Below are 25347 nucleotides of genomic sequence, written 5' to 3' on the forward strand. Positions count from 1 at the left end.
GCACGTCCCCGTGCGGGGACGTGCCCACCGTCGGTTCGCCGGACCGTGTCGACCGGGAGTGTCCCAACGGTCCGGGTGGTCCGGCGCGGGTTGCGCACACCGGGTCCGGGGGCCGCGCCATCGGCCGAACCGTGCCGCCCCGTCAGCGGATACCCCCTCCCCACCTGCGCGTTCGCCAGGGGAGGGGGCGGATGGGCTCTCAGCCCTGGCCGTTGCCGGAGGTGTTCGCGAGGGCCGCCGACAGTTCGCGGGCGACCTCCTGGAGGATCGGGACGATCTTCTCGGTGGCCGCCTCGGTGACCCGGCCCGCAGGACCCGAGATGGAGATGGCCGCCGCGGTGGGGGAGTCCGGTACGGACACCGCGAGGCAGCGGACCCCTATCTCCTGCTCGTTGTCGTCGACCGCGTACCCGGTTTCGCGGACCGCGACGAGCGCGTCGAGGAAGCCCTCCGGGGTGGTGATGGTCTTCTCGGTGGCGGCCGGCATGCCGGTGCGGGCGAGCAGCGCCCTGACCTCTTCCGCCGGGGTGTGCGCGAGCAGCGCCTTGCCGACGCCGGTGGAGTGCGGCAGGACCCGCCGACCCACCTCGGTGAACATGCGCATCGAGTGCTTGGACGGCACCTGCGCCACGTACACGATCTCGTCGCCGTCGAGCAGCGCCATGTTCGCGGTCTCGCCGGTTTCCTCGACGAGGCGCGCCAGATAGGGGCGGGCCCAGGTGCCGAGGAGGCGGGAGGCCGACTCGCCGAGCCGGATGAGGCGGGGGCCGAGCGCGTACCGGCGGTTGGGCTGCTGGCGCACGTAGCCGCAGGCGACGAGGGTGCGCATGAGGCGGTGGATGGTGGGGAGCGGGAGTCCGCTGCTGGCGGAGAGCTCGCTCAGGCCGACCTCGCCGCCGGCGTCGGCCATTCGCTCCAGGAGGTCGAAGGCACGCTCAAGGGACTGGACGCCCCCGCTGGCGGCGGCGGGCTTGGCGGCGTCGGTGGTGCTGGCGCTGGACGTCGGCACGTCAACGGTCCTTTCAAGGCAGGCGGGCAAGGCAGCAGCCTACCGGGCCGTTCGCCGGGACACGTGGTCCCGGTGTCCGCGTCAGCGCCGGTCAGGGGGTGTTTGTCCGGTGTCGGCGGCAGCCCGGAGCGGCCCGGGACTACCCCGCATGTGCAGAGCTACGTTCTACTGTACGGAATTTTCATTCCACTTTGTGGAAACCTCTAAGTCGGACGCATCGGACGTCGATGCTGGAAGTGTGCCCTTGACGACCCGTCGTCCGGAAGTGAAGACTCCTTTTCAACAGTTCGTTGAATTTCCCGCTGAAGTGCTTGAAGAAGGGGTACGGGTGGACGTCAACCTGGTCCTGCGCTCGACACGCGTCATCACCCCCGAGGGGACGCGCCCGGCGTCGATCGCCGTCTCCGGAGGGACGATCGCCGCCGTGCTGCCGCACGACGCGGAGGTACCGGCCGGCGCCCGGCTGGAGGACGTCGGCGACGACGTCGTCCTGCCCGGACTCGTCGACACCCACGTACACGTGAATGACCCCGGCCGCACCGAGTGGGAGGGCTTCTGGACCGCCACCCGGGCCGCCGCGGCCGGTGGCATCACCACCCTGCTCGACATGCCGCTCAACTCGCTGCCCCCGACCACCACCGTGGAGAACCTGCGCGTCAAGCAGGAGGTCGCCCGGAGCAAGGCCCATGTCGACGTCGGCTTCTGGGGCGGCGCCCTGCCCGACAACGTCAAGGACCTGCGCCCCCTCCACGACGCGGGCGTCTACGGCTTCAAGTGCTTCCTCTCGCCCTCCGGGGTCGACGAGTTCCCCTCGCTCGACCAGGAACAGCTGGCCACCTCGCTCGCCGAGATCTCCGGCTTCGGCGGCCTGATGATCGTGCACGCCGAAGACCCGCACCACCTCGCTGCCGCGCCCCAGCGGACGGGCGGGGCGTACGCGGACTTCCTCGCCTCCCGCCCCCGGGACGCCGAGAACACGGCCATCGAGAACCTGATCAACCAGGCCCGCAGGCTCAACGCCCGCGTCCACGTCCTGCACCTCTCCTCCTCGGACGCACTGCCGGTCCTGGCAGCGGCCAAGGCCGAGGGCCTGAAGGTCACCGTCGAGTCCTGCCCGCACTTCCTCACGCTCACCGCCGAGGAGATCCCGGACGGCGCCACCGAGTTCAAGTGCTGCCCGCCCATCCGGGAGGCGACGAACCAGGACGCCCTGTGGCAGGGGCTCGCGGACGGCACCATCGACTGCATCGTCTCCGACCACTCGCCGTCCACCGCCGACCTGAAGACCCCGGACTTCGCCTCCGCCTGGGGCGGCGTCTCCTCCCTCCAGCTCGGCCTGCCCGCCATCTGGACCGAGGCCCGGCGCCGCGGCCACGCCCTGGAGGACGTCGTCCGCTGGATGTCCGAAGGCCCGGCCCGGCTCGCCGGACTGAACCGCAAGGGCGCCATCGAGCCGGGACGCGACGCCGACTTCGCCGTCCTGGACCCCGACGCCGTCTTCACCGTCGACCCGGCCGAGCTCCAGCACCGCAACCGAATCACCGCCTACGCGGGCAAGACCCTCAGCGGTGTCGTCACCTCCACCTGGCTGCGCGGAGAGCGCATCGCCGATCGCGGCGTCCTCACCGAGCCCTCCGGCCGCCTCCTCGAAAGGAACAACTGACCCGTGAGCACCGGCATACCCTCCTTCACCGGCGACGCCAGCCCTTATGGCGGCGGCGACCCGTACGCCGACTACCGCACGGCAGACTTCCCCTTCAGCCAGTGCGCGGACCTCGCGGACCGGCGCCTCGGCGCCGGTGTGATCGCCGCCAACGACGAGTTCTTCGCCGAGCGCGAGAACCTGCTCAAGCCCGAGGCCGCTGAGTTCGACCCCGAGCACTTCGGCCACAAGGGCAAGATCATGGACGGCTGGGAAACCCGCCGCCGTCGCGGCGTCTCGGCCCGGGAACCGCACCCCACCGAGGCCGACCACGACTGGGCCCTCGTCCGGCTGGGCGCACCCGGCGTCGTCCGGGGCATCGTCATCGACACCGCCCACTTCCGCGGCAACTACCCGCAGGCCGTCTCCGTCGAGGCCGCCTCCGTGGCCGGCTCGCCCTCGCCTGAGGAACTCCTCGCCGACGACGTGAAGTGGACGACGCTCGTCCCCCGCACCGCCATCGGCGGGCACGCCGCCAACGGCTTCGCCGTCGACGTCGAGCAGCGCTTCACGCACCTGCGCGTCAACCAGCACCCCGACGGCGGCATCGCCCGGCTCCGCGTCTACGGAGAGGTCGCCCCCGACCCGCAGTGGCTGGGCGTCCTCGGCACCTTCGACCTCGCGGCCCTGGAGAACGGCGGTCGGGTCGAGGACGCCTCGGACCGCTTCTACTCCCCGGCCACCAACACCATCCAGCCCGGCCGCTCCCGCAAGATGGACGACGGTTGGGAGACCCGCCGCCGCCGGGACAAGGGCAACGACTGGATCCGCTACGCCCTGGCGGCCGAGTCCGAGATCCGCGCCATCGAGATCGACACCGCCTACCTCAAGGGCAACAGCGCGGGCTGGGCCGCCCTCTCGATCGCGGCCGAAGGCTCGGACGAGTGGACCGAGGTCCTGCCCCGGACCCGCCTCCAGCCCGACACCAACCACCGGTTCGTCCTCGACGCCCCGGCGATCGGCGCCCGCGTGCGGATCGACATCTACCCGGACGGCGGCATCTCCCGCCTCCGCCTCTTCGGCTCCCTCACGGAGGTCGGTGCGGCCCGGCTGACCGCCCGCCACCAGGAGCTCGGCGGCTGACGGGCCCGTCCGGCCCCGGCGGGTACGACACCCCGCCCGGCCCGCGAGGGCGCACCGGCCCGACAGCACCGGTGCGCCCTCGCGCAATCCTGCGGACCTATGCCGCGTGTCCGCCGTCCACCGAGAACTCGGCACCCGTCACGTACCGGCCCCCGGGCCCCGCCAGGAAGGCGACCACCATCGCCACCTCGTCCGGGGTGCCGAACCGCCCGAGTGCCGTCATGGCCGCTTGCCCTTCCGCGTGCGGCCCGTCCGCCGGGTTCATGTCGGTGTCGATCGGGCCGGGATGGACGATGTTCGCGGTGATGCCGCGTCCTCCCAGCTCCTGCGCGAGCGCCTTGGTGAGACCGATCAGCGCGGACTTGCTCATGGCGTAGAGCGTGCCGCCGGGGCCCGGCACCCGCTGTGTCATGCAGCTGCCGATGGTGATGATCCTCCCGCCCTTCGGCAGTCGTGCTGCGGCTGCCTGCGAGGTCAGGAAGGCCGCCCTGACGTTCACCGCGAGGGTCCTGTCCACGTCCACGAGCGGCAGTGACCCCAGGGGGCCGAGGACGCCCACGCCCACGTTGTTCACCAGGACGTCCAGGCCGCCCAGCGCGTCCGCCGCCCACTCCACCGCGCCTGCCGCGTCCCCGGCGTCGGCCGCATCGGCCCGCAGGGGCAGCGCCTTGCGCCCGGCCGCCTCGATCAGCTCGGCAACCCCCTTGGCCCGTGCCTCGTCCCGTGCGTAGGTGAAGGCCACGTCGGCGCCCTCCCTGGCCAGTTGCACGGCCGTGGCCGCGCCGATCCCCCGGCTGCCGCCGGTCACCAGGGCCACCGCGCCGTTCAACGTCGACATTCCGAAACCTCCGTGAGAAGTGCGACTTCATTGCAGCTTCAATGAAATTCGGCGGGGTGCTTCGCTGCCGGCGGGAATCGGACGCCGTCCTGATCGCCGAGTCCCTGCCCTTCGCACCGCTGCGGCGCGGCGCCGATGAGTTTCGCCCGGCGGCACGGTCGAAGCCTGAGAGACACGATGGTCCGGAGGTGCACGCCTCCGAAGGACCCGGATGGAGAAAGGCACGCGCCATGGCCACCCTCAGCCTCACCCAGTTCCTCACCCTCGATGGCGTCGTCCAGGCGCCCGGAGGCCCCGACGAAGACCGCAGCGGCGGCTTCGAGCACGGCGGCTGGTCCGTGCCCTTCGGAGACGAAGACTTCGGGCGGTTCATCACCGGGGTCTTCGCCACTCCGGCCGCCTTCCTCCTCGGTCGTCGCACGTACGACATCTTCGCGGGCTACTGGCCCCGGCAGACCGACCCCGAGAACGCCATCGCCACCAAGCTCAACGGCCTCCCCAAGTACGTCGCCACCACCACCCTCGCCTCGGCCGACTGGAACGGCACCACCCTGCTCCACGGTGATGCCGTCGAGGAGGTCACCGCGCTCAAGGAGCGCACCGACGGGGAGATCCAGATGCACGGCAGCGCCGGCCTCGCCCGCACCCTCCTGGACCACGACCTCATCGACACCCTCCACCTGGCCGTCTTTCCCGTCGTCCTCGGCACGGGGCGCCGACTCTTCACCGACGGGGTCCGTCCCACCGCCTTCCGCCACGTCGAAGCGCGCGTCACCGGAGCGGGCGTCGCCCTCCACACCTATGCGCTGGCGGGTCGTCCCGCCTACGGCAGCTACTGAAGCCACCGCGCCCGCGGCGACCTCCGGGCCCTTCCGCGTCGGCCACCGCCCCGCGTCCGCAGCCCGGAGAAAGGTGTAGCCACCACGGGCCTCCCGAGGTACCGTGACCCCTCCGAGTGCGAGCCGTCGAAGCCTCCACACCACCAGCAGAGTTGGAGGAGCGGTCCGCGATGTCCTCGATCGCCGCACCGGTGACCCTCGGCGCACCGCGTCGGGCATGGCTCACCGACCTGCCCGTGTTGCTCGTCGCCGTCGTCTGGGGCTCCAGCTATCTCGCGGCCAAGGGCATCACCACCGGCCACACCGTCATCGCGGTCCTCGTGCTGCGGTTCGCCGTGGTGCTGCCCGTCCTCGTCGCCGTGGGGTGGAGCCGGCTCCGGACCCTGAGCGCGTCCCAGTGGAGGGGAGCCGCTGTCCTCGGGCTGATCCTCAGCGGGATCTTCCTCTTGGAGACGTACGGCGTCGTCCACACCTCGGCCACCAACGCGGGTCTGATCATCAGCCTCACCATGATCTTCACCCCGCTCGCCGAGGCCGCCATCACCCGGGTCCGCCCGGCCCGGGGTTTCCTTGCCGCTGCGGCGCTCTCCGCCACGGGCGTGGTCCTGCTGACCCAGGGCGCCGGGTTCACCACGCCCTCCCTCGGTGACCTGCTCATGCTGCTCGCCGCCGTCGCGCGCACCGTCCACGTCCTTGCCATGTCCCGGATCAAGGCGGTCCGATCGGCCGACTCGCTCTCCCTCACCACCGTGCAACTCGGCTCCGCCGTCGCTGTGTTCGCCGTCATCGCCGCCTTTCCCGGTGCCGGTGCTTCTCCCTGGGCCACGGCCCTCCACTTCGGCCCCCGGGCCTGGGCGGGCCTCCTCTTCCTCGCCGTCTTCTGCACGCTCTTCGCCTTCTTCGTGCAGATGTGGGCCGTCCGACGCACCTCGCCCTCCCGGGTCAGCCTCCTCCTCGGGACGGAGCCGCTCTGGGCCGCCGCCGCAGGAATCGCCGTCGCCGGAGACCGCCCCGGAGCGCTCGGTCTCGCCGGTGCGATCCTCGTTCTCGCGGGAACCAGTTGGGGGCGCCGCGTCGCGGACGAGGACTCCGGGTGAGTTCCGCGGACGTCCGTTCCCCCGTCGCACCCGGCCGAGGGCCGGCGCCGTGGACGGGGCACCGGATTCGGACCCGTCCATCCGAACCCGCCGTCCGTCAGCTCGCGCACCACGCCGGCGGCCCCGGCCCGTGGCCATGAGAACCCGAAGCCCCCGGGGGAACCCTTCGCGATCCGATCGTGATCGAGCGGACGATCGAGCCGCGTCCTCCGTCCGTCCACCGCAGTCGATACCAAAGCATCGACGTGCGCGACTCCGGTAGCCCGACGGCCCCGCACACCCGGTGGACCGCCCCCGACCTGCGTACATTGCGGACATGAGACGTACGGACCCGCAGCGCCTGCTGCTCCCTTCCCACCTGGTCGAATCGGGCGGGGACGGGAGGGGGCGGACCCGCCGCACCGTGCGCGACTGGATCGTCGACGCCACCCTGTTCCTGCTCGCGGCCTTCGGGGGCCTCGTCGACGTCGACAACGGCGCCGCGTACAACAGCGACCCCGTGATCCTCTTCGACCTGCTGGTCGGTGGCGCAGCCTGCTGCGCCCTGTGGCTGCGCCGCCGTTGGCCGGTCGGGCTCTCCGTCGCCCTCTCCCTGGTCAGCGTCGTCGCCCCGGCCGCGGGCGGCGCCGTCCTCGTGAGCCTGTTCAGCGTCGCCGTACGCCGCCCCTTCCGGGAGGTCGCCTGGCTCGGGGCGCTGGCCGTCGCCGCCTCCACCGTGCAGGCATTCGTCCGACCCGATCCCACGGTGAACACCGGGCTGCTGATCGGTTTCGGCTTCGTCCTCATCCTGCTCGTCACCGCCTGGGGCATGCTCGTCCGCTCCCGGCGCCAGCTCGTCGAAGCGCTCAGGGAACGGGCCCGCCGGGCCGAGTCCGAAGCAGAGCTGCGTGCCGCCCAGGCCCAGCGGCTCGCCCGCGAGGCCATCGCCCGCGAGATGCACGACGTCCTCGCCCACCGGCTCACCCTGCTCAGCGTGCACGCCGGAGCGCTGGAGTTCCGCCCCGATGCCCCGCCCGAGCAGATCGCCCGTGCCGCCGGCGTCATCCGTGACAGCGCCCACGACGCCCTCCAGGACCTCCGTGAGATCATCGGCGTCCTGCGCGCACCCGGCGAGGACGGCGACGGAGACCGCCCCCAACCCACCCTGGCCACCCTCGAGGCACTGGTCGCCGAGTCGCGCGCGGTCGGTACGGACGTGGTCCTCGACGTCGCGGTCGACGACCCCGCCGCGGTTCCCGCGGCGACCGGCCGCACCGTCTACCGCATCGCGCAGGAGGCCCTCACCAACGCCCGCAAGCACGCCCCCGGGACCACCGTCACCCTCACCGTCCGGGGCCGCCCGGGCGACGGCCTCACCGTCGAGGTCCTGAATCCGGCCCCGACCGGGTCGATCCCGCAGGTCCCCGGTTCCGGACAGGGACTCATCGGCCTCACCGAGCGGGCCGCCCTCGCCGGCGGTCGGCTGGAGCACGGCCCGGCAGGCGACGGCGGGTTCGCCGTGCGGGCCTGGCTACCGTGGCCCGCATGACCATCAGGCTGCTCGTCGTCGACGACGACCCCCTGGTCCGTGCGGGCCTCACCCTCATGCTCGGCGGCGCCGACGACCTGGAGATCGTCGGGGAGGGCGCGGACGGCCGGGAGGTGCCCGGACTCGTCGCCCGACACGCCCCCGACGTCGTCCTCATGGACATCCGCATGCCCCATGTGGACGGGCTCACCGCCACCGCGCGCCTCCGTGCCCACCCCGATGCCCCCGAAGTCGTCCTCCTCACCACCTTCCACGCCGACGCGCAGGTGCTGCGCGCCCTGCGGGCCGATGCCGCCGGCTTCGTCCTCAAGGACACCCCGCCCGCGGAGATCGCCGCCGCCGTCCGCCGGGTCGCTACGGGAGACCCCTTCCTCTCGCCGGTCGTCACCCGTCAACTCATGGCGCACGTCGCACAACGGACGGAACCGTCCCGACGCGCCAAGGCCACCGACCGGCTCGCCGGCCTTGCCGACCGCGAGCGGGAGGTGGCCGTCGCGGTCGGCCGGGGGCTGTCCAACGCCGAGATCGCGGCCGAGCCGTACTTGGGCGTCCCCACGGTCAAGACCCACGTCTCCCGCGTCCTCGCCGAACTCGGCCTCAACAACCGCGTCCAGATCGCGCTCCTCGTCCATGACGCCGGTCTCCTCGACGAGAACCGGTACGGCCACGGCGACGAGGACCGCCACGGTGACCAGTCGGATAGCCTTCGAGGATGTCCGTCATCGAACTGGGGGAGTACGGCGCGGACTTCATCGCGAACCCGTACCCCGTCTACGCGAAGCTCCGTGAGTCAGGCCCCGTCCACGAGGTGCGGATGCCCGACGGTTTCCAATTCTGGCTCGTCGTGGGCCACGAGGAAGGGCGTGCCGCGCTCGCCGACCCGCGACTCGCCAAGTCCCCGTCCGTCATCGGCGTCCGGCCGCCGGAGGAGGACATCATCGGCGTCCACCTGCTCTCGGCGGACGCCCCCGACCACACCCGGCTGCGCCGCCTGGTCGCGGCCGAGTTCACCGGACGCCGGGCGGAGGGCCTGCGCCCCCGGATCGAGCGGCTCACCCACGAGCTCGCCGACGCCATGGAACAGGCCGGGCGCGCCGACCTCGTCGACGCCTACGCCTTCCCGCTGCCCGTCACCGTCATCTGCGAACTCCTCGGAGTCCCGGCCGAAGACCGGGAGACCTTCCGCGGCTGGTCGAACGAGCTGGTCAGTCCCACCGACGAACAGAGCATGACCGACGCCATGGTCGGCCTGGCCGGCTACCTCGACGCGCTCATCGAGGACAAGCGGTGCGCAGGCCCCGCCGAGGACCTGCTCTCCGGCCTGATCGCCACCCGGGCCGAGGACGGCGACCGACTCTCCGCCACCGAACTCCGTGCCATGGCCTACCTGTTGCTGCTCGCCGGTCACGAGACCACGGTCAACCTGATCTCCAACACCGTCCGCAACCTGCTCACCCACCCCGAACAGCTCGCCGCCCTGCGGGCCGATCCGGAGCTGCTCGACGGTGCCATCGAGGAGTCCCTGCGGTACGAGGGCCCGGTCGAGACCAGCACGGTCCGCTTCACCCGGGAGGCCGTCACCGTCGGCGGCACCGTGATACCGGCGGGACAGAACGTCCTGGTGGGGATCGGCGCGCTGGCCCGGGACCCGGCCCGCTTCCCCGAACCCGACCGCTTCGACATCCGCCGTGACACCCGCGGCCACCTGGCCTTCGGGCACGGCATCCACCACTGCCTGGGCGCCCCGCTCGCCCGCCTGGAGGGCCGGATCGCCCTGCGCACGCTCCTGGAACGCTTCCCCCGCCTCGAACTGGATCCCCGGGGCGCGCCCTGGGAGTGGCTGCCGGGTCTCCTCATGCGGGGCGTCCGCCGTCTCCCGGTCCGCTGGTGAGTGCCCGGCACCGCGGTGGTCAGGGTTCCAGCCGCACCGGGCGCCGCTCCCGGCGCGAGCGCTCGCAGGCCTCGGCGATCCTGAGCGCCGCCAGGGCTTCCCGGCCGTCGCAGGGATTGGGAGCCTCGCCGCGCACCAGACGCACGAAGGCGTCCAGCTCCGCCTCGTAGGCGGGGGCGAAGCGCTCCAGGAAGCCGGGCCAGGGCTTGCCGGGGGCGGGAGGCCCCTGCGGTTCCACGGAGGAGAGCGGGCTGCGGTCGTCCAGGCCCACCACGATCTGGTCCCGTTCGCCCGCCAGTTCCATGCGGACGTCGTACCCGGCGCCGTTGCAGCGGGTCGCGGTCGCCGTCACCAGGGTCCCGTCGTCCAGGGTGAGCACGGCGGCTGCGGTGTCCACGTCGTCCGCCTCGCGGAACACGGCGGGGCCCGCGTCCGAGCCCGTCGCGTACACCTCGACCACCTCCCGCCCGGTCACCCAGCGGACGATGTCGAAGTCGTGCACCAGGCAGTCCCGGAAGAGCCCCCCGGAGAGCGGCAGGTAGGCGGCCGGCGGCGGCTCGGGGTCGGAGGTGACCGCCCGCACGGTGTGCAGCCGGCCAAGCCGCCCCGACCGCACCGCCGCGCGTGCCGCCCGGTAGCCGGCGTCGAAGCGGCGCATGAAGCCCAGCTGCAGGGTGGTGCCCGCCGCGGCCACCGCGTCGAGCGCGGCCAGCGTCCCCGGCACGTCCAGGGCGATCGGCTTCTCGCAGAAGGCCGGCAGGCCCGCCCGGGCGACACGGGCGATCAGCTCCGCGTGCGCGGCCGTCGCGGAGGCGATCACCACGGCGTCCGGGGCCTGCCCGAGCAGTGCGTCCACGTCCGGTGCGGCCTCCGCCCCGAGCGCCCCCGCGACCGCCGCTGCCCGGGCGGCGTCCACGTCCGCCACGACCAACGCCTCCACCTCCGCGTGGCGGGCCAGCACACCCGCGTGGAAGCTCCCGATCCGTCCCGTACCGATGAGTCCGATGCGCATGGCCCCACCGTGGAGCCGACCGTCCCGGGTGTCAAGGATGTGTCAGGACAACCGGACGTCATGACTTCCCGCCGTGAACGCCCCCGGTTACGCTCCCCCCGTGCCCAAGCAGTCCGGCTCTCCCCTGCCCCCGCTCTCCGTGGACCGCACCAGTCCGGTCCCGCTCTACTTCCAGCTCGCCCAGCAGTTGGAGGGTGCCGTGGAGAACGGGAGCCTGGCCCCGGGCAGCCTCCTCGGCAACGAGATCGACCTCGCCAACCGCCTGGGGCTCTCCCGCCCCACCGTCCGCCAGGCCATCCAGACCCTGGTCGACAAGGGCCTCCTGGTGCGCCGCCGGGGCGTCGGCACCCAGGTCGTGCACAGCAGGGTCCGTCGCCCGATGGAGCTCAGCAGCCTCTACGACGACCTCGCCGCGGCCGGGCAGCGCCCCGCCACCCGGATCCTGGCCAACCGCCTCGAACCCGCTACCGGGCCCGTTGCCGCCGCCCTCGGCGTGCCCGAGGGCACCGAGGTCCGCTACCTCGAACGACTCCGCACGGCAGACGGCGAGCCCCTGGCCCACCTGCACAACCACCTGCCCGCGGGCCTCGTCGTCCCCGACACCGAAACCCTGGAGGGCACCGGCCTGTACCGCATGCTCCGCTCCGCCGCGGTCACCCTGCACAGCGCCCGCCAGATCGTCGGCGCCCGTGCCGCGACCGCGGCGGAGGCCGCACTGCTCGACGAACCGGAGGGCGCTCCGTTGCTCACGATGGAGCGGGTCACCTTCGACGACACCGGGCGGGCCGTCGAGTACGGTTCCCACCTCTATCGAGCGGCTCGCTATTCCTTCGAGTTCCAGCTGATGGTCCGTCCGTAGCCCGGGCGCGCCACCGGCGCGGTCGCCATGACGACCGCGCCGATCGGGCGGGGAGCGGGCGGTCGGAGCCCCCCTGATGAGTGCCACGACCTGCATGACCGATACTGCAATGCACGCAGAAGGACACAAAGGAGGGCACGGCCTCGTGACCAGGCTCAGGACAGGAGGGGTGCGCGCCGCGATCGGCGCAGTGCTCGCGCTCGCGCTCATCACGGCGCTCGCCGGGTGCAGCAGCACCGGCGGGAAGCGGGCGGAGGACGCCCGCAAGGCCGCCGCCGCACAGGGCAGGGCGGCCGTCGACACCCCCCGGTGGACCTTCGCCATGGTCACCCACTCGGGCGACGGCGACACCTTCTGGGACATCGTCCAGAACGGCGCCGAGCAGGCCGCGGTCAAGGACAACATCAACTTCCTCTACGCCCACAGTGACGAGGCGCAACAGCAGGCGCAGCTGATCGACTCGTACGTCGCCAAGGGCGTCGACGGGCTCATCGTGACCCTCGCGAAGCCCGACGCCATGAAGGCCGCCGTCGAGAAGGCGGTCGAGGCCGGCATCCCGGTGATCACCGTGAACTCCGGCGCCGAACAGTCCCGGGCCTACGGCGCGCTCACCCACATCGGCCAGGACGAGGCCGTCGCCGGCGAGGCGGTCGGCGAGGAGCTCGACCGGCGCGGAAAGAAGAAGGCCCTGTGCGTCCTGCACGAGCAGGGCAACGTCGGCCACGAGCAGCGCTGCGCCGGAACGAGGAAGACCTTCGACGGCGAACTGGTCAACCTGTACGTCGACGGCACCAACATGCCCGACGTCAAGGCATCGATCGAAGCCAAGCTCCAGTCCGACGAGGACATCGACGCCGTCGTCACCCTCGGCGCGCCCTTCGCCGACACCGCCGTCCAAGCCGCGAAGAGCGCGGGAAGCCGGGCCGAGGTCGACACCTTCGACCTCAACGCCAAGGTCGCGACCGGCCTGGAGGACGGCAGCCTGGGCTTCGCCGTCGACCAGCAGCCCTACCTCCAGGGCTACGAAGCCGTCGACCTGCTCTGGCTGTACCGCTACAACGCCGATGTCCTCGGCGGCGGCAAGCCGGTCCTGACCGGTCCGCAGATCATCACCAAGGACCAGGCCGGCGCGCTGAAGCAGTACGCGGATCGGGGCACCCGATGAGTTCCACCACCCCGACGTCGGACGACCTCGACCACGTGGACGAACGACTGCTCCGCACCACCCCGCTGAAGAAGCTCCTCGCCCGCCCCGAACTGGGGTCCGTCGTCGGCGCGCTCGCGGTCTTCGTCTTCTTCGCGGTGGTCGCCGACGGCTTCCTGAACCCGTCCAGCCTCGGTACCGTCCTCTACGCGGCCTCCACCCTCGGCATCATGGCCGTGCCCGTCGCCCTGCTGATGATCGGCGGCGAGTTCGACCTCTCCGCCGGCGTCCTGGTCACCAGTTCGGCGCTGGTCTCGTCGATGTTCAGCTATCAGATGACGGCCAACGTCTGGGTCGGCGTCGGCGTCTCGCTGCTCGTCACCCTCGCGATCGGCGCCTTCAACGGCGTCATGCTGACGCGCACCAAGCTGCCCAGCTTCATCATCACGCTCGCCACCTTCCTGATGCTGACCGGTCTGAACCTCGGCGTCACCAAACTGATCACCGGCACCGTCTCCACCAAGAGCATCGCCGACATGGAGGGCTTCCCCTCCGCCCACAAGGTCTTCGCCTCGGAGTGGACGATCGGCGGCGTCGAGTGGAAGGTCACCGTCCTGTGGTGGGTCGTCCTCGTCGCGCTCGCCACCTGGATCCTGCTCCGCACCCGGTTCGGCAACTGGATCTTCGCCGTCGGCGGCGGCGCGGAGGCGGCCCGCGCGGTCGGCGTCCCCGTCCGACGCACGAAGATCGGCCTCTACACGGGCGTGGCCTTCTGCGCCTGGATCTCAGGCCAGCACCTGCTCTTCTCCTTCGACGTCGTCCAGTCCGGCGAAGGCGTCGGCAACGAGCTGATCTACATCATCGCGGCCGTCATCGGCGGCTGTCTGATCACCGGCGGATACGGGTCTGCCGTCGGCTCCGCGGTCGGCGCCCTCATCTTCGGAATGACCAGCAAGGGCATCGTGTACGCCGAGTGGAACCCGGACTGGTTCAAGTTCTTCCTGGGCGCGATGCTGCTGCTCGCCACCCTGCTGAACGCCTGGATCCGCAAGCGCGTGGAGGCCACCAAATGACGACCGGAGCCGCCCCCCTCATCGAGCTGACCGGCGTCAGCAAGCACTACGGCAACATCCGCGCCCTCGAAGGGGTCTCCCTGGAAGTCCGCGCGGGAGAGATCTCCTGCGTCCTCGGTGACAACGGCGCCGGCAAGTCCACCCTCATCAAGATCGTCGCGGGCCTCCACCAGCACGATGCCGGCACCTTCCGGATCGAGGGCGAGGAGGTCGCCCTCGCCCGTCCGCGCGACGCCCTCGACCGCGGCATCGCCACCGTCTACCAGGACCTGGCCGTCGTCCCCCTCATGCCGGTCTGGCGGAACTTCTTCCTCGGCTCCGAGCCCACCAAGGGCTCCGGCCCCTTCAAACGGCTCGACGTCGACCTGATGCGGACCACCACCCGCGAGGCCCTGCTCCGCATGGGCATCGACCTCCGCGACGTCGACCAGCCGATCGGCACCCTCTCCGGCGGCGAGCGCCAGTGCGTGGCCATCGCCCGCGCCGTCCACTTCGGCGCCAAGGTCCTCGTCCTCGACGAGCCGACCGCCGCGCTCGGCGTCAAACAGTCCGGTGTCGTCCTCAAGTACGTCGCCGCCGCCCGTGACCAGGGCCTCGGCGTGGTCCTCATCACCCACAACCCGCACCACGCCTATCTCGTCGGCGACCGGTTCGTCCTCCTCAAGCGGGGCGTCATGGCGGCGAGCCACACCAGGGACTCCGTCTCCCTGGACGAGTTGACCCGGCAGATGGCCGGTGGCAGCGAGCTGGAGGACCTGCGCCACGAGCTGGAGCGCCCCTCCGCGACGTGACGGCCGCTTGACGTCCCGCCTGGCAGAATCGGAGCCGATGAGTACCTACCGTGACCTCGCGCACCGGGGCTCCGCCCGCGGCACCGTGCTGCGTACCGTCGGCACCCGGGAACGGCGCTCCCACCTGACGGCGCCGCGGGTGCCGACCGTCGGCATCGACATCGGCGGCACGAAGGTGATGGCCGGGGTCGTCGATGCCGACGGGAACATCCTGGAGAAGGTCCGCACGGAGACCCCCGACAAGTCGAAGAGTCCCAAGGTCGTCGAGGACACCATCGTCGAACTCGTCCTGGACCTCTCCGACCGGCACGACGTGCACGCCGTCGGCATCGGCGCGGCCGGCTGGGTGGACGCCGACCGGGCCCGGGTGCTCTTCGCACCGCACCTCGCCTGGCGCAACGAACCCCTCCGGGACGCGCTCCAGGGGCGACTCGCCGTTCCCGTCATGGTCGACAACGACGCCAACACCGCGGCCTGGGCCGAGTGGCGCTTCGGCGCCGGACGAGGCGAGGACCACCTCGTCATGATCACCCTCGGCACCGGCATCGGGGGCGCCATCCTGGAGGACGGCCGGGTCAAGCGGGGCAAGTACGGAGTCGCCGGCGAGTTCGGCCACATGCAGGTCGTCCCCGGCGGACACCGGTGCCCCTGTGGCAACCGGGGGTGCTGGGAGCAGTACAGCTCCGGCAACGCACTGGTCCGGGAGGCCCGCGAACTGGCCGCCGCCGACTCCCCGGTCGCGTACGAGATCATCGAGCGGGTGAAGGGGAACGTCCCCGACATCACCGGCCCCCTCATCACCGAACTCGCCCGCGAGGGCGACGCCATGTGCATCGAACTGCTCCAGGACATCGGCCAGTGGCTCGGCGTCGGCATCGCCAACCTCGCCGCCGCCCTCGACCCCTCCTGCTTCGTCATCGGCGGAGGCGTCTCCGCCGCCGACGACCTCCTCATCGGCCCCGCCAGGGAGGCCTTCCGCCGCCACCTCACCGGCCGCGGCTACCGCCCCGAGGCCCGCATCACCCGCGCCCAGCTCGGCCCCGAGGCCGGCATGGTCGGCGCCGCCGACCTCGCCCGCCTCGTCGCCCGCCGCTTCCGCCGCGCCAACCGGCGCCGGGTCGAGCGGTACGAACGGTACGAGCGCTACGCCCAAGCCCTGCGCAACGGGACCTCCGGCCGGGCCGTCCGTCCCCCCGAGGAACCGCCTTCATGAGCCTGACCCACCGCCCCGCCCCGTCCCGCACCCCGCAGGACAAGCTGCCCGAGGACCGTCGGCACATGATCCGCCGCCGTTGGCTGACGGCCGTGATCATCGTGCTCCTCGTCGGCATCCCGGCCGGCTACCTGGTCATCTCGGCGGGCCAGAGCCGCGACAGCGGTCGCGACAAGGAGCGCGAGTCCTCGGCGGCCGGCCTCCAGGACAACTGGCCCTCCCTGATGAAGCGCCGGGTCTTCGAGGTCCCCGTTCCCTCCGGGGCCTGGGGCGTCGCCTACTACGAGACCAGCAACTGGAAGACGAGCCGGCTGTACGTGCAGTTCACGACGACGGCCGGAGGACTCGACACCTTCCTCGCGGACTCCGGCACCTCCCGCGCCGCACTCGCCTCCGGCAGCGTCACCGTCGGCGCCCGGGACGCCGGCATCGTCGGCTGGACCTTCGCCGACGGCACGACCTGGGCGGGCACCACCGTCACCCGCGAGGAACCCCGCCCGGCCACCGACCTCACCGTCGACCTCACCGATCCCGCCTTCCCCCGCGTCTACGCGGTCTCGACCACCAGCCCCTGAGCCGCGGGACCCGGCCGGGGCCGCGCCCCTCCCGGACGACCCGCCCGGCTCGCGCGGGCGCGCCGATTCGCGTCCAATGGCGGGACGGACCGGGTGGGGTCGGGAGGCGGAATGTCGTGGGCGAGCCGGGCGCGGAGCATCCGGACCGGAGCCGAGGACCGCTTCCCGGTCCTCGCGGAACTGACCGGCAGGCTCATGAGCGGGAACCTCCTGGACGCCGGGACGCGCCTCGCGGCCCAGGCCTTCCTGGCCGCCGTGCCGCTCCTCTTCGCCGTGGCGGCCTTCGCCCCGCTCGCCGTGCGCGACCAGATGCGCGACTCCCTCCGCGCCATGTTCGGACTCACCGGCCTCTCCGACCGGGAACTGCAGCAGGTCCTGGACCAGAACGCTTCCGAAGGACTGCGGGAGACCACCGGGACCGTCGGCGCGGTCGTGGCCCTGGTGTCGGCCACCAGCTTCAGCCGTGCGATGGCCCGCGTGTGCGAGCGGGCCTGGGGCCTGCCCAGGGCCGGCACCAGGGTCGCGGCCTGGCGCTGGGCGGTGTGGCTGCTCGCCCTGGTCGTCGTGGTCCTCTTCCAGGCACCCCTCCGCGACGGGTTCGGCATCGGCGGCTGGCTCGGACTGCCGGCGTACTTCCTCGTCAGCACGGGGGTCTGGCTGTGGACCCAGCACCTGTTTCTCGCCAGCCGCGTCCCCTGGTTGCCGCTCCTGCCCGGCGCGCTCCTGGCCGGCGCGGCCACGACCGTCCTCGGCCTCACCGCACGGCTCTACATGCCGGGCGCGCTCAACCGGGCCCTGAACGAGTACGGCTCACTGGGCCTGGTCCTGACCCTGCTGTCCTGGCTGATCGTCCTCTGCGCCGCGCTGACCTTCGCGATCACCATCGGCGCCGTACTGGCCCGGGAACCCCCGCTCAACCGGTATCTCGCACCCCCGTCCCCCGCGGAGAACCCGAATGTGGAAGCGTGGGGCGGGTGAGTGAGATGAAAGCCGAAACCCTGCAGCACCGCGTCGACGGCCCGGAGGACGCCCCGGTCCTCGTCCTGGGACCGTCCTTGGGCACGACCTTCCACATGTGGGACCGACAGATACCGGAACTCACCCGGGACTGGCGGGTCGTCCGGTTCGACCTGCCGGGGCACGGCGGTGCACCCGCGATGCCCTTCACCTCCGTCGCCGAGCTCGGTGACCGGCTCCTCGCCACCCTCGATGTGCTCGGGGTCCAGCGCTTCGCATACGCGGGCTGCTCCCTCGGCGGGGCCGTCGGCCTCGATCTGGCCCTCCGGGCACCCCATCGGGTCGGTTCCCTGGCCCTGGTCGCCACCTCGCCCCGGTTCGGCACCGCCGACGAGTTCCGCCAGCGGGGCGTGATGGTCCGCACCCACGGCATGGAGCCGATGGCCCGCACCGCTCCCGAGCGGTGGTTCACCCCCCTCTTCGCCGGAGCCCAGCCCGCCATCGTCGACTGGGCCGTGCAGATGGTCCGGACGACCGACCCCACCTGCTACGTCGCCGCCTGTGAGGCCCTCGCCGTCTTCGACGTCCGCGAGGCCCTCGGCAACATCGGAGTTCCCGCGCTCGTCGTCGTCGGTTCCGAGGACCGGGTCACCGGCCCCGCCGAGGCCCGCACCCTGGTCGCCGGCATCCCCGACGCCCGACTCGCCGTCGTTCCCGGCGCCTCGCACCTCACCCCCGTCGAGCAGCCCGCCGCCGTCACCGACCTGCTCGGCGGGCACTTCAGCGGCGCCCCCAAGGAAACCAGCGGCTCCCTCACCGTGCCGCCGCAGCCCGTGCCGCCGCAGCCCGTGTCCCCCGCACCCGTAGCCGAACCGGCCCCGGCCGCCCCCGCCGCCGAACCCTTCGAGGCCGGCCGCCCCGACCCGTACCAGAAGGGGCTCGGGCTGCGCCGCGAGGTCCTCGGCGACACCCATGTGGACCGGGTCCTCGCCGCCGACCCCGACGGGGCCTTCCAGGAGCTCGTCACCCGCTACGCCTGGGGCGAGGTCTGGAGCCGGGAGGGTCTCGACCGGCGCACCCGCAGCGTCGTGACGCTCACCGCCCTCATCGCCGGAGGTCACCGGGAGGCACTCGCCGACCACACCCGTGCCGCGCTCCGCAACGGGCTGTCGCCCGCGGAACTCCGCGAGGTCGTCCTCCACACGGGCGTGTACTGCGGCCTCCCCGCCGCGGAGACGGCACTGGGAGTGGTCACCCGGGTCATCGCGGAAGAGACGACACCGCCGGCGTAGCCTGGCCCCGTGAAGCTGACCAAGAAGTCCCACGCCTGCGTGCGGCTGGAGAAGGACGGCCGCACGCTCGTCCTCGACCCCGGCATGTTCACCGAGGAGGACGCCGTCCTCGGCGCCGACGCGCTCCTCGTCACCCATGAGCATCCCGACCACTTCGACGAGGGGCGGCTGCGCAGCGCGCTGGAGGCCGATCCGGCGGTCGAGCTCTGGACCCTGCGCAGTGTTGCCGACCGGCTCTCGGCCGTCTTCCCGGGGCGGGTGCACACCGTCGGGCACGGCGACGCCTTCACCGCGGCCGGATTCGAGGTCCAGGTCCACGGCGAGCTGCACGCGGTGATCCACCCGGACATCCCGCGCATCACCAACGTGGGCTACCTCGTCGACGGCGCCGTCTTCCACCCCGGCGACGCGCTCACCGTGCCCGATCACCCCGTCGACACGCTGTTGCTCCCCGTCATGGCACCGTGGAACAAGATCTCCGAGGTCATCGACTACGTGCGCGAGGTCGCACCGCGGCGGGCGTACGACATTCACGACGCGCTGCTCACCGACCTCGCCCGGCCCATCTACGACCGCCAGATCGGTGAGCTCGGCGGCACCGCCCACGCCCGGCTGGCCCCGGGCGCGTCCACCCTGCTCTGAGAGCCGCTCCCCGGCGGAGGACGCAGGACGGAGCCGCGGGGCGGGGCCGGAGCACCGGCCCCGCCCTCCGCCCGCGAGCGCCGCACAGGTCGACCGTCACACCCCGCCAGTAGGCTTGCGGGCATGCGCATCGCCACCTGGAACGTCAATTCGATCACGGCCCGGTTGCCCCGGCTCCTGGCCTGGCTGGAGAGCAGCGGCACGGACGTGCTGTGCATCCAGGAAACCAAGTGCTCCGCCGAGCAGTTCCCCACCGAAGAGCTGCGCGCCCTGGGTTACGAGTCGGTGGTCAACGCCACCGGCCGGTGGAACGGCGTGGCCCTCCTCTCCCGCGTCGGCTTCGCCGACGTGGTCGTCGGCCTCCCCGGCGGCCCGCAGTACGACGGGGCGGAGGAGCCCCGGGCGATCTCCGCGACCTGTGGCCCGGTCCGCGTCTGGTCGGTGTACGTACCGAACGGCCGCGAGGTGACCCACGAGCACTACGCGTACAAGCTCCGGTGGCTGGAGGCCCTCAAGCACGCCGTTGCGGACGACGCGGCGGCGGATCGGCCGTTCGCGGTCCTCGGTGACTACAACATCGCCCCGACCGACGAGGACGTCTGGGACGTCTCCGTGTTCGAGGGCGCCACGCACGTGACGGAGCCGGAGCGCGCCGCCCTGGCGGCTCTGCGCGGGACCGGTCTGGCCGACGTGGTTCCGCGCCCCCTGAAGTACGACCACCCCTTCACGTACTGGGACTACCGCCAGCTCTGCTTCCCGAAGAACAAGGGCATCCGCATCGACCTGGTCTACGGCAACAAGCCCTTCGTCGAAGCGGTCACCGACGGCTACGTCGACCGCGAGGAGCGCAAGGGCAAGGGGGCCTCGGACCACGCCCCGGTGGTGGTGGACCTCGACGTCTGACGTCGGGGGCGGGGTGATCACCGCGTGCCGTCTGGTCGGCCGGGAGGCGACGGTGCGACGCTGGTCGGATGAACATTCCCTTTCTGGGCGGCTGGCTCAAGCGGCACGAGCCGGAATCCACCGACGGGCACTTGGCGGCAGCCTTCGACCGAGACCCGGCGGGCGTGGCCGAACTGCTCTCCGAGTGCACACTGCTGCGGACCCGCGCGGGGGAGGCCGGGGTGGACCTGGACGACGCCCCGACCTCCCTCCAGGAACTCGACCAGCTGCCGCCCCGGTGGCGGAACGAGCCGGAGGAGCTGCCCTGGTTCGGGAACGACGCCGGGCTGTACCTCGGCACCGTGATCGTCCGGAACGTGCCGGGCGCCCGGTGGCAGGTGCGGCCCGGTGGCGGCCCCGTGGTGCGGCTCGCCTCCGGTCGGGAGATCCACGTGGTCGAAGCCGGACTCGACTGGGCGATGACGGGCGTGCCACAGCTCGCCCAGGTGTACGCGGAGGCCTCCGAGTGCTGACCGCGAACCCGCTCCACGCCGTGCTCGTGCAGTAAATACTGTTTATCCGGGTCTTATGCGTGTCGAGCGCGAAGTCCCTTTCTCCCGTGGGAAGTTTGCGCTGTCGCGACACCACCGAGAAAGGGGGCGGGGCAGCGCATGTCCGTCGTCGATCCGCTGCTCGAACTCCGCGGCGCCAACGGGCGCCACGGCCCGCCGCACCTCCTCCGGCCTTGTGCCCCCGGTGTCAGGAGCGGGGAGGCGGTTGTCCCCGTCGGCCTCGATCCGGGCCGAGCGGACCACCGCACCCCCACGCCGGCCGCCCTCCCCCGGCGAGGGGGCACCCGGCGCCGTCGAATTCGGTGCCCGTGCCTCCGTCCCGGCCCTTCTTCCGGTCCACCACCGGGGTGGTCCGCGGGAAACGTCACGGTCCGGAGGCCGGGGCCGTAGGAGTCGCGCCGGCCGACCGCGGACGCTGCTGCCGGGACGGCAGCGAGGGGTGCCGTGCCCCGGGACGCACCCGCCCGGCAGCAGCCGGTGATCACTTCGCCCGCAGCGGGACCGACATGTACGACGGGTCGACCGCGGGGGAGGAGAAGGTCAGCTGCGCGCCGGTCGGGTTGTGTTCGATGTAGAGGGGATCGACGGTGTCGATGACCAGGGCGAGCCGGTGCCCGGCGGGGACGTCGTAGGCGGTGGAGAAGAGCTCCAGGTCGACGCCGAACGGCTGGCCCGGGGCCCGGTCGTGGAAGGTGTACGGGGCGTTGCTGACGAGTTTCCCGAGGCCGAGCGGACCCACGTCGTAGAGGTAGGCGACGAAGGTGCCACTTCCCTTGGTGGAGCTGACCGTGGTGTGCAGCTTCACCGTGCCGCGCACCCGCTGTGGGGCGTCGTACCGCTCCGACTGCCAGACGCCGGCGAAGGCGCGGGGGAGGAGCGGTACGGACGTGACGGGCGGGGTGTGGAAGAACTGGTCCAGCAGGTTGGAGAGCAGGACGACGCCGCCGTTGGCGCCGGAGTCGATGTTGGCCCAGATCCGCTGTGTGCCGCCGAGCGCGATCTTCCTGCGGTTGGCCTCGACGGACTTCCAGTCCGGGTAGCCCTCGTAGGCGGCGTCGGAGCGGGGCTTGATCCGGACGGGCTGCTCCCGGTCGACGCCGTTGTCGACGCCCTTGAGGTGGTGGTCGAACCAGCGGCGGGCGCTGGTCCAGGTGTCATTGGGGAGGCCGAGGAGACCGCTGGCCTCCGCGGTGGCGTGGTCGCCCGGTCGGAACTCCAGCCGCTTGGGGCCGGTGAGCTTCTCGTAGAAGTTCGCGTACTGGTTGGGCGGGAAGATGGTGTCGCCCCAGGCGTTGCCGAGCATGATCGCGGTGCCGTTGGCGTTGAGGCGGTCGAGTTGCTCGGAGGCGGAGCGCTTGCGGCCCCAGGCGATCATGTCCTCCTCCTTGGCCAGGTTGGAGGAGAGGAAGTCGCTGAGGATCTCCTTGAGTTCGGGGCCGGGGCGGCCGGTGAGGTAGCCCGCGCCGCCGAGCAGCGCGGCTGCCTGGAGGTGCTGGGTACGACCGCTGTAGATCGACTCGATGAGGTCTGCCCAGCCGCTGAGCGCCGTGACGGCCTTGATCCGGGGGTCGTTGGCGGCGGCGAGCAGACTGATCCCCGCACCGTACGAGACCCCCGCCATCCCCACGTGCGCAGGGTCGGACGGGGTGTGGGTGAGGGCCCAGTCGATCACCTTGGAGGCGTCGGCGACGTCCCTCGGCCCGGCCGTCTCTATCTCGCCGCCGGACTGCCAGAAGCCGCGTGAGTTGTAACTCACCACGATGTAGCCGGAGTCGGCGAGCTTCTGCGCCTGGGCGAGGTATTCGACCTGGGGCACGGCCCAGCTGGTGGGCAACACGATCAGGGGGTGGCGAACCGTGCCGTCGGCTCCGGCGGGGGTGACGACGTTCGCCTTGAGGACGGTTCCGCCGTCACCGGTGATGTCGACGAAGCGGATGCTGTTCGCGGCGGTTCCGGTCGCGGCGGCCTGGGAGGCGGGTGCGAGTCCGAATGCCGCTCCGGCCGCGAGGGCGGTGGAGACGGCGAGGACCAGGGGTGTGCGCACGGGTCACTCCTCACTGGAGGGCACTGTGGGGGCAGTGAATGGGGGGCAGTGAAAGTGACCCGACGGTAACCGCGCTGACTTACCCGTGGTAACTGCTCGGCGAGTTACGTGCGGGTAACGATTGCCGGCGAGGGGCGTCGTCGAGGAGGTCGCTCAGGGGTCGCGAACTGCGCGACCGGCCCTACGGAAAACGCCGCCGCACTGTCATCATGGGGACCTCTTCACCCCTGGAGCACCCCGGACGGAGGCACGGTGGGGCATACGAGCGAGGGGCCCGACGTCTTCGATCCGCGCATCTACGCGGAAGGCATCCCGCACGAGCGCTTCCGCGCACTGCGCGATCACGCCCCCGTCGCCTGGCAGGAGGAACCGGAGGTGCTGGGCTGGCCCGCCGGACCCGGCTTCTGGGCCGTCACGCGACACGCCGACGTCATCACCGTGCTGAAGGACCCGGTGACGTACTCCTCGCACCTCGGCGCCACCCAGATCCGCGACCCCGACCCCGCTGACCTGCCCTTCATTCGACGGATGATGCTCAATCAGGACCCCCTTCCCGGCCCCCCGTCCGGTTCGGGCGGGGGAGGTCCCCAGGGGCACGGGCGACTGAGGAGGCTCGTCAGCCGGGCCTTCACGCCCGGGCGGATCGAGCGCTTCGCCGTGACCGCCCGCGAGCGGGCCCGCGAACTGCTGCGCACCGCCTTCGCCGGGGGCGGCGAAGTGGACCTCGTCCGGACCGTCACCGACGACTACGCGCTGCTCAACCTCACCGACCTGCTGGGGGTGCCGCCGGGCGACCGGGCGCTGCTGCACGCCTGGACCGAGCGGATCATCGCCTACCAGGATCCCGATGAACCGCCCGTCCGCGACGTCGAAGGGCGGCCGGTGAACCCCCGCTCACCCGGCCAGCTCGCCGAAATGTTCGCCTACGCCCAGGAGCTCGCCGCCCACAAGCGCGTGCACCCCGCCGATGACGTGATGAGCGTGCTTGCTTCTTCCGAACTGGTCGACGCCGAGCTGGAGATGTTCTTCTTCCTGCTGACCGTCGCCGGAAACGACACGGTCCGGGCCGCGGCCCCCGGAGGAGTCCTCGCCCTCGCCGGAAACCCCGGTGAGCAGCGGAGGTTGTGGCGGGGTGAGATCTCCCTCGACGCGGCGGTCGACGAACTGCTGCGGGTGCACCCGCCGGTGCTCTCCTTCCGGCGCACCGCCACCCGCGACACCGAGCTCGCGGGGCGGGCGGTCGGGGCCGGTGACAAGGTCGTCGTCTTCCACGCATCCGTCAACCACGATGAGCGGGTCTTCGTCGACCCCCACCGCCTCGACCTGGGGAGGGCGCCCAACCCGCACGTTTCGTTCGGGGACGGCCCGCACGTCTGCCTCGGCGCACACTTCGCCCGGCTTCAACTCCGCGTCTTCTACGAGGAGATGCGCGCGGCCTGCGGTGGAGTGACCCTGGTGGGACGGCCTCGACGCCTCGTCTCCAACTTCGTCAACGGAATCAAGTCGCTGCCGGTTCGACCGCTGGGGCCGTCCGTGCCGCCCGCGTGACGTCAGCCACCAACTCGACCACATCGGGGCCGTACGCCTGGGAGTTGACCACCTTCAGGAGGAGGACGAAGGAGCCCGAGCGGTGCCGTCGTGCCAGTGACGCGTGGTGGCGGCTCAGATAGCGGGTGGCGGCCTGGTTGGTGATGGCCCGCTGCCCGCAGAAGAGGAAGACCGGTCGGCTGCCCTCGCCCGCGGTCAGCCGGGCCAGGATCACGTACTCCTCGATCCCGGCGTCCATGCGGTAGCGCTCCGAGCCGATCAGGAACGAACCCTGGTCGGGTCCGCGTTCCACGTCCACGTTCACCGTGAGCCCCGGAAGGAGGGTCGCCAGGTGTGCGGCCATGCGGCGGTTGGAGCCGGGCCCGCCCACGCAGAACTCCGTGCGGTCGCCGAACCCCTGATGGGCCTGGTCGTGCTGCACGATGCGCGCGTGTGCCCCGCAGTCCTTGATCAGCGAGCTGAGTTCGAGCAGTGCGAAGACGTCGTAGCGGTGCACGGCACCGTTCCCGCCGGCCTCCTTGTTCACCACGAGCAGGCACTCGGAGCTCTTGGGCAGCCCGAAGAAGGCCTGTGTGCGGCGGAGCTTGCGCCGCCACTGGTGGGTGCGGGCGAGCCAGCCGATGGAGGCGCTGACCCCGGTCGCCAGCACGCCGAGCACGATGTTCCGGACGTCATCGTTCATGGGGGCGCATGGTAGCGGTGATCCGAGCCTCAGTTCGAGGCGGTCCTGACGGGAAGTGGTGGGAGAAGTTACCC

At 71.9% G+C, this 25347-nt stretch carries 23 protein-coding genes and 1 pseudogene; 19 read left to right on the forward strand and 5 right to left on the reverse strand.

Annotation, left to right across the window (positions count from 1 at the left end; genetic code table 11):
• Positions 1-199 precede the first annotated feature (199 nt).
• A complete protein-coding gene (locus ACFW2Y_RS09520; protein ID WP_384875888.1) occupies positions 200-1009 on the reverse strand; it encodes an IclR family transcriptional regulator in 810 nt (269 codons plus the stop codon).
• Between the two features lie 328 nt (positions 1010-1337).
• Here ACFW2Y_RS09520 and allB point away from each other — a divergent pair, with 328 nt between their 5' ends.
• Both allB and alc read left to right on the forward strand, forming a co-directional pair.
• Positions 1338-2672 carry an allantoinase AllB gene (gene allB / locus ACFW2Y_RS09525; protein ID WP_384875890.1) on the forward strand — a complete coding sequence of 445 codons (1335 nt, stop codon included), beginning with the start codon at positions 1338-1340 and terminating at the stop codon, positions 2670-2672.
• Positions 2673-2675: 3 nt separating this feature from the next.
• Positions 2676-3794 (forward strand): allantoicase, encoded by a 1119-nt coding sequence (gene alc, locus ACFW2Y_RS09530; protein ID WP_384875892.1) that lies wholly within the window; start codon positions 2676-2678, stop codon positions 3792-3794.
• A 97-nt stretch (positions 3795-3891) separates the two neighbouring features.
• Here the strand turns inward: alc and ACFW2Y_RS09535 are convergent, their stop codons facing one another.
• On the reverse strand, positions 3892-4632 hold the full coding sequence (locus ACFW2Y_RS09535; RefSeq protein WP_384875894.1) for an SDR family NAD(P)-dependent oxidoreductase: 741 nt from the start codon (positions 4630-4632) through the stop codon (positions 3892-3894).
• A 230-nt stretch (positions 4633-4862) separates the two neighbouring features.
• Between ACFW2Y_RS09535 and ACFW2Y_RS09540 the strand changes: the two genes are divergently transcribed.
• From ACFW2Y_RS09540 to ACFW2Y_RS09560, 5 genes and pseudogenes are all read left to right on the forward strand, one after another.
• Positions 4863-5471 carry a dihydrofolate reductase family protein gene (locus ACFW2Y_RS09540; RefSeq protein WP_384875896.1) on the forward strand — a complete coding sequence of 203 codons (609 nt, stop codon included), beginning with the start codon at positions 4863-4865 and terminating at the stop codon, positions 5469-5471.
• A 170-nt stretch (positions 5472-5641) separates the two neighbouring features.
• Positions 5642-6568, forward strand: coding sequence for a DMT family transporter (locus ACFW2Y_RS09545; protein ID WP_384875898.1), 927 nt, complete (start codon positions 5642-5644; stop codon positions 6566-6568).
• A 316-nt stretch (positions 6569-6884) separates the two neighbouring features.
• Positions 6885-8096, forward strand: coding sequence for a sensor histidine kinase (locus ACFW2Y_RS09550; RefSeq protein ID WP_384875900.1), 1212 nt, complete (start codon positions 6885-6887; stop codon positions 8094-8096).
• Positions 8093-8752, forward strand: a pseudogene (locus ACFW2Y_RS09555) (response regulator); the annotation flags it as partial. The gene ACFW2Y_RS09550 and the pseudogene ACFW2Y_RS09555, both read left to right, overlap by 4 nt.
• A 56-nt stretch (positions 8753-8808) precedes the next feature.
• A complete protein-coding gene (locus ACFW2Y_RS09560; protein WP_384875902.1) occupies positions 8809-9987 on the forward strand; it encodes a cytochrome P450 in 1179 nt (392 codons plus the stop codon).
• Between the two features lie 19 nt (positions 9988-10006).
• On the opposite strand, the gene ACFW2Y_RS09565 is transcribed toward ACFW2Y_RS09560, so the two are convergent.
• Positions 10007-10999: a Gfo/Idh/MocA family oxidoreductase gene (locus ACFW2Y_RS09565; protein WP_384875904.1), complete on the reverse strand. Its 993-nt coding sequence runs from the start codon at positions 10997-10999 to the stop codon at positions 10007-10009.
• A 100-nt stretch (positions 11000-11099) separates the two neighbouring features.
• Here ACFW2Y_RS09565 and ACFW2Y_RS09570 point away from each other — a divergent pair, with 100 nt between their 5' ends.
• The 11 genes from ACFW2Y_RS09570 to ACFW2Y_RS09620 all read left to right on the forward strand — a co-directional run bounded on the left by ACFW2Y_RS09570 (position 11100) and on the right by ACFW2Y_RS09620 (position 20960).
• Complete coding sequence (locus ACFW2Y_RS09570; RefSeq protein ID WP_384875906.1) at positions 11100-11858, forward strand: GntR family transcriptional regulator; 759 nt, start codon at positions 11100-11102, stop codon at positions 11856-11858.
• Between the two features lie 145 nt (positions 11859-12003).
• On the forward strand, positions 12004-13023 hold the full coding sequence (locus ACFW2Y_RS09575) for a sugar ABC transporter substrate-binding protein (RefSeq protein ID WP_384875908.1): 1020 nt from the start codon (positions 12004-12006) through the stop codon (positions 13021-13023).
• Positions 13020-14075, forward strand: a complete 1056-nt coding sequence (locus ACFW2Y_RS09580) for an ABC transporter permease (protein WP_384875910.1) — start codon at positions 13020-13022, stop codon at positions 14073-14075. Before ACFW2Y_RS09575 ends, ACFW2Y_RS09580 begins: the two co-directional genes overlap by 4 nt.
• Positions 14072-14866 carry an ATP-binding cassette domain-containing protein gene (locus ACFW2Y_RS09585; protein WP_384875912.1) on the forward strand — a complete coding sequence of 265 codons (795 nt, stop codon included), beginning with the start codon at positions 14072-14074 and terminating at the stop codon, positions 14864-14866. Before ACFW2Y_RS09580 ends, ACFW2Y_RS09585 begins: the two co-directional genes overlap by 4 nt.
• A 37-nt stretch (positions 14867-14903) precedes the next feature.
• Positions 14904-16079: an ROK family glucokinase gene (locus ACFW2Y_RS09590; protein ID WP_384875914.1), complete on the forward strand. Its 1176-nt coding sequence runs from the start codon at positions 14904-14906 to the stop codon at positions 16077-16079.
• Positions 16076-16654, forward strand: a complete 579-nt coding sequence (locus ACFW2Y_RS09595) for a hypothetical protein (protein WP_384875916.1) — start codon at positions 16076-16078, stop codon at positions 16652-16654. The genes ACFW2Y_RS09590 and ACFW2Y_RS09595 overlap by 4 nt, the downstream gene beginning before the upstream one ends.
• Positions 16655-16765: 111 nt before the next feature.
• Positions 16766-17632, forward strand: a complete 867-nt coding sequence (locus ACFW2Y_RS09600) for a YhjD/YihY/BrkB family envelope integrity protein (RefSeq protein ID WP_384875918.1) — start codon at positions 16766-16768, stop codon at positions 17630-17632.
• A gap of 5 nt (positions 17633-17637) precedes the next feature.
• Complete coding sequence (locus ACFW2Y_RS09605) at positions 17638-18903, forward strand: alpha/beta fold hydrolase (protein WP_384875984.1); 1266 nt, start codon at positions 17638-17640, stop codon at positions 18901-18903.
• Positions 18904-18912: 9 nt separating this feature from the next.
• On the forward strand, positions 18913-19545 hold the full coding sequence (locus ACFW2Y_RS09610; RefSeq protein WP_384875920.1) for an MBL fold metallo-hydrolase: 633 nt from the start codon (positions 18913-18915) through the stop codon (positions 19543-19545).
• A 123-nt stretch (positions 19546-19668) separates the two neighbouring features.
• Entirely contained in the window at positions 19669-20448 is a 780-nt protein-coding gene (locus ACFW2Y_RS09615) for an exodeoxyribonuclease III (protein WP_384875922.1), read from the forward strand.
• A gap of 68 nt (positions 20449-20516) precedes the next feature.
• Positions 20517-20960, forward strand: a complete 444-nt coding sequence (locus ACFW2Y_RS09620) for a DUF6278 family protein (protein ID WP_384875924.1) — start codon at positions 20517-20519, stop codon at positions 20958-20960.
• A gap of 520 nt (positions 20961-21480) precedes the next feature.
• Here the strand turns inward: ACFW2Y_RS09620 and ACFW2Y_RS09625 are convergent.
• On the reverse strand, positions 21481-23043 hold the full coding sequence (locus tag ACFW2Y_RS09625; protein WP_384875926.1) for an alpha/beta fold hydrolase: 1563 nt from the start codon (positions 23041-23043) through the stop codon (positions 21481-21483).
• A 252-nt stretch (positions 23044-23295) separates the two neighbouring features.
• Between ACFW2Y_RS09625 and ACFW2Y_RS09630 the strand changes: the two genes are divergently transcribed.
• The gene (locus tag ACFW2Y_RS09630; RefSeq protein WP_384875928.1) at positions 23296-24591 is read left to right on the forward strand and encodes a cytochrome P450; all 1296 of its coding nucleotides are present in this window, start codon (positions 23296-23298) and stop codon (positions 24589-24591) included.
• On the opposite strand, the gene ACFW2Y_RS09635 is transcribed toward ACFW2Y_RS09630, so the two are convergent.
• Positions 24542-25273 carry a hypothetical protein gene (locus ACFW2Y_RS09635; protein ID WP_384875929.1) on the reverse strand — a complete coding sequence of 244 codons (732 nt, stop codon included), beginning with the start codon at positions 25271-25273 and terminating at the stop codon, positions 24542-24544. The two genes, ACFW2Y_RS09630 and ACFW2Y_RS09635, sit on opposite strands and share 50 nt — an antisense overlap.
• Between the last annotated feature and the right edge of the window lie 74 nt (positions 25274-25347).

The sequence above is a fragment of the Streptomyces sp. NPDC058877 genome (assembly GCF_042742855.1).
Taxonomy (GTDB): Bacteria; Actinomycetota; Actinomycetes; order Streptomycetales; family Streptomycetaceae; genus Streptomyces.

Coding starts and splice junctions, on each gene's coding strand:
- ACFW2Y_RS09545 (WP_384875898.1), top strand. CDS start 5,642: ATGTCCTCGATCGCCGCACCGGTGACCCTCGGCGCACCGCGTCGGGCA.
- ACFW2Y_RS09560 (WP_384875902.1), top strand. CDS start 8,809: ATGTCCGTCATCGAACTGGGGGAGTACGGCGCGGACTTCATCGCGAAC.
- ACFW2Y_RS09540 (WP_384875896.1), top strand. CDS start 4,863: ATGGCCACCCTCAGCCTCACCCAGTTCCTCACCCTCGATGGCGTCGTC.
- ACFW2Y_RS09590 (WP_384875914.1), top strand. CDS start 14,904: ATGAGTACCTACCGTGACCTCGCGCACCGGGGCTCCGCCCGCGGCACC.
- ACFW2Y_RS09615 (WP_384875922.1), top strand. CDS start 19,669: ATGCGCATCGCCACCTGGAACGTCAATTCGATCACGGCCCGGTTGCCC.
- ACFW2Y_RS09580 (WP_384875910.1), top strand. CDS start 13,020: ATGAGTTCCACCACCCCGACGTCGGACGACCTCGACCACGTGGACGAA.
- ACFW2Y_RS09635 (WP_384875929.1), bottom strand. CDS start 25,273: ATGAACGATGACGTCCGGAACATCGTGCTCGGCGTGCTGGCGACCGGG.
- ACFW2Y_RS09605 (WP_384875984.1), top strand. CDS start 17,638: ATGAAAGCCGAAACCCTGCAGCACCGCGTCGACGGCCCGGAGGACGCC.
- ACFW2Y_RS09600 (WP_384875918.1), top strand. CDS start 16,766: ATGTCGTGGGCGAGCCGGGCGCGGAGCATCCGGACCGGAGCCGAGGAC.
- ACFW2Y_RS09535 (WP_384875894.1), bottom strand. CDS start 4,632: ATGTCGACGTTGAACGGCGCGGTGGCCCTGGTGACCGGCGGCAGCCGG.
- ACFW2Y_RS09585 (WP_384875912.1), top strand. CDS start 14,072: ATGACGACCGGAGCCGCCCCCCTCATCGAGCTGACCGGCGTCAGCAAG.
- ACFW2Y_RS09620 (WP_384875924.1), top strand. CDS start 20,517: ATGAACATTCCCTTTCTGGGCGGCTGGCTCAAGCGGCACGAGCCGGAA.
- ACFW2Y_RS09565 (WP_384875904.1), bottom strand. CDS start 10,999: ATGCGCATCGGACTCATCGGTACGGGACGGATCGGGAGCTTCCACGCG.
- ACFW2Y_RS09550 (WP_384875900.1), top strand. CDS start 6,885: ATGAGACGTACGGACCCGCAGCGCCTGCTGCTCCCTTCCCACCTGGTC.
- ACFW2Y_RS09595 (WP_384875916.1), top strand. CDS start 16,076: ATGAGCCTGACCCACCGCCCCGCCCCGTCCCGCACCCCGCAGGACAAG.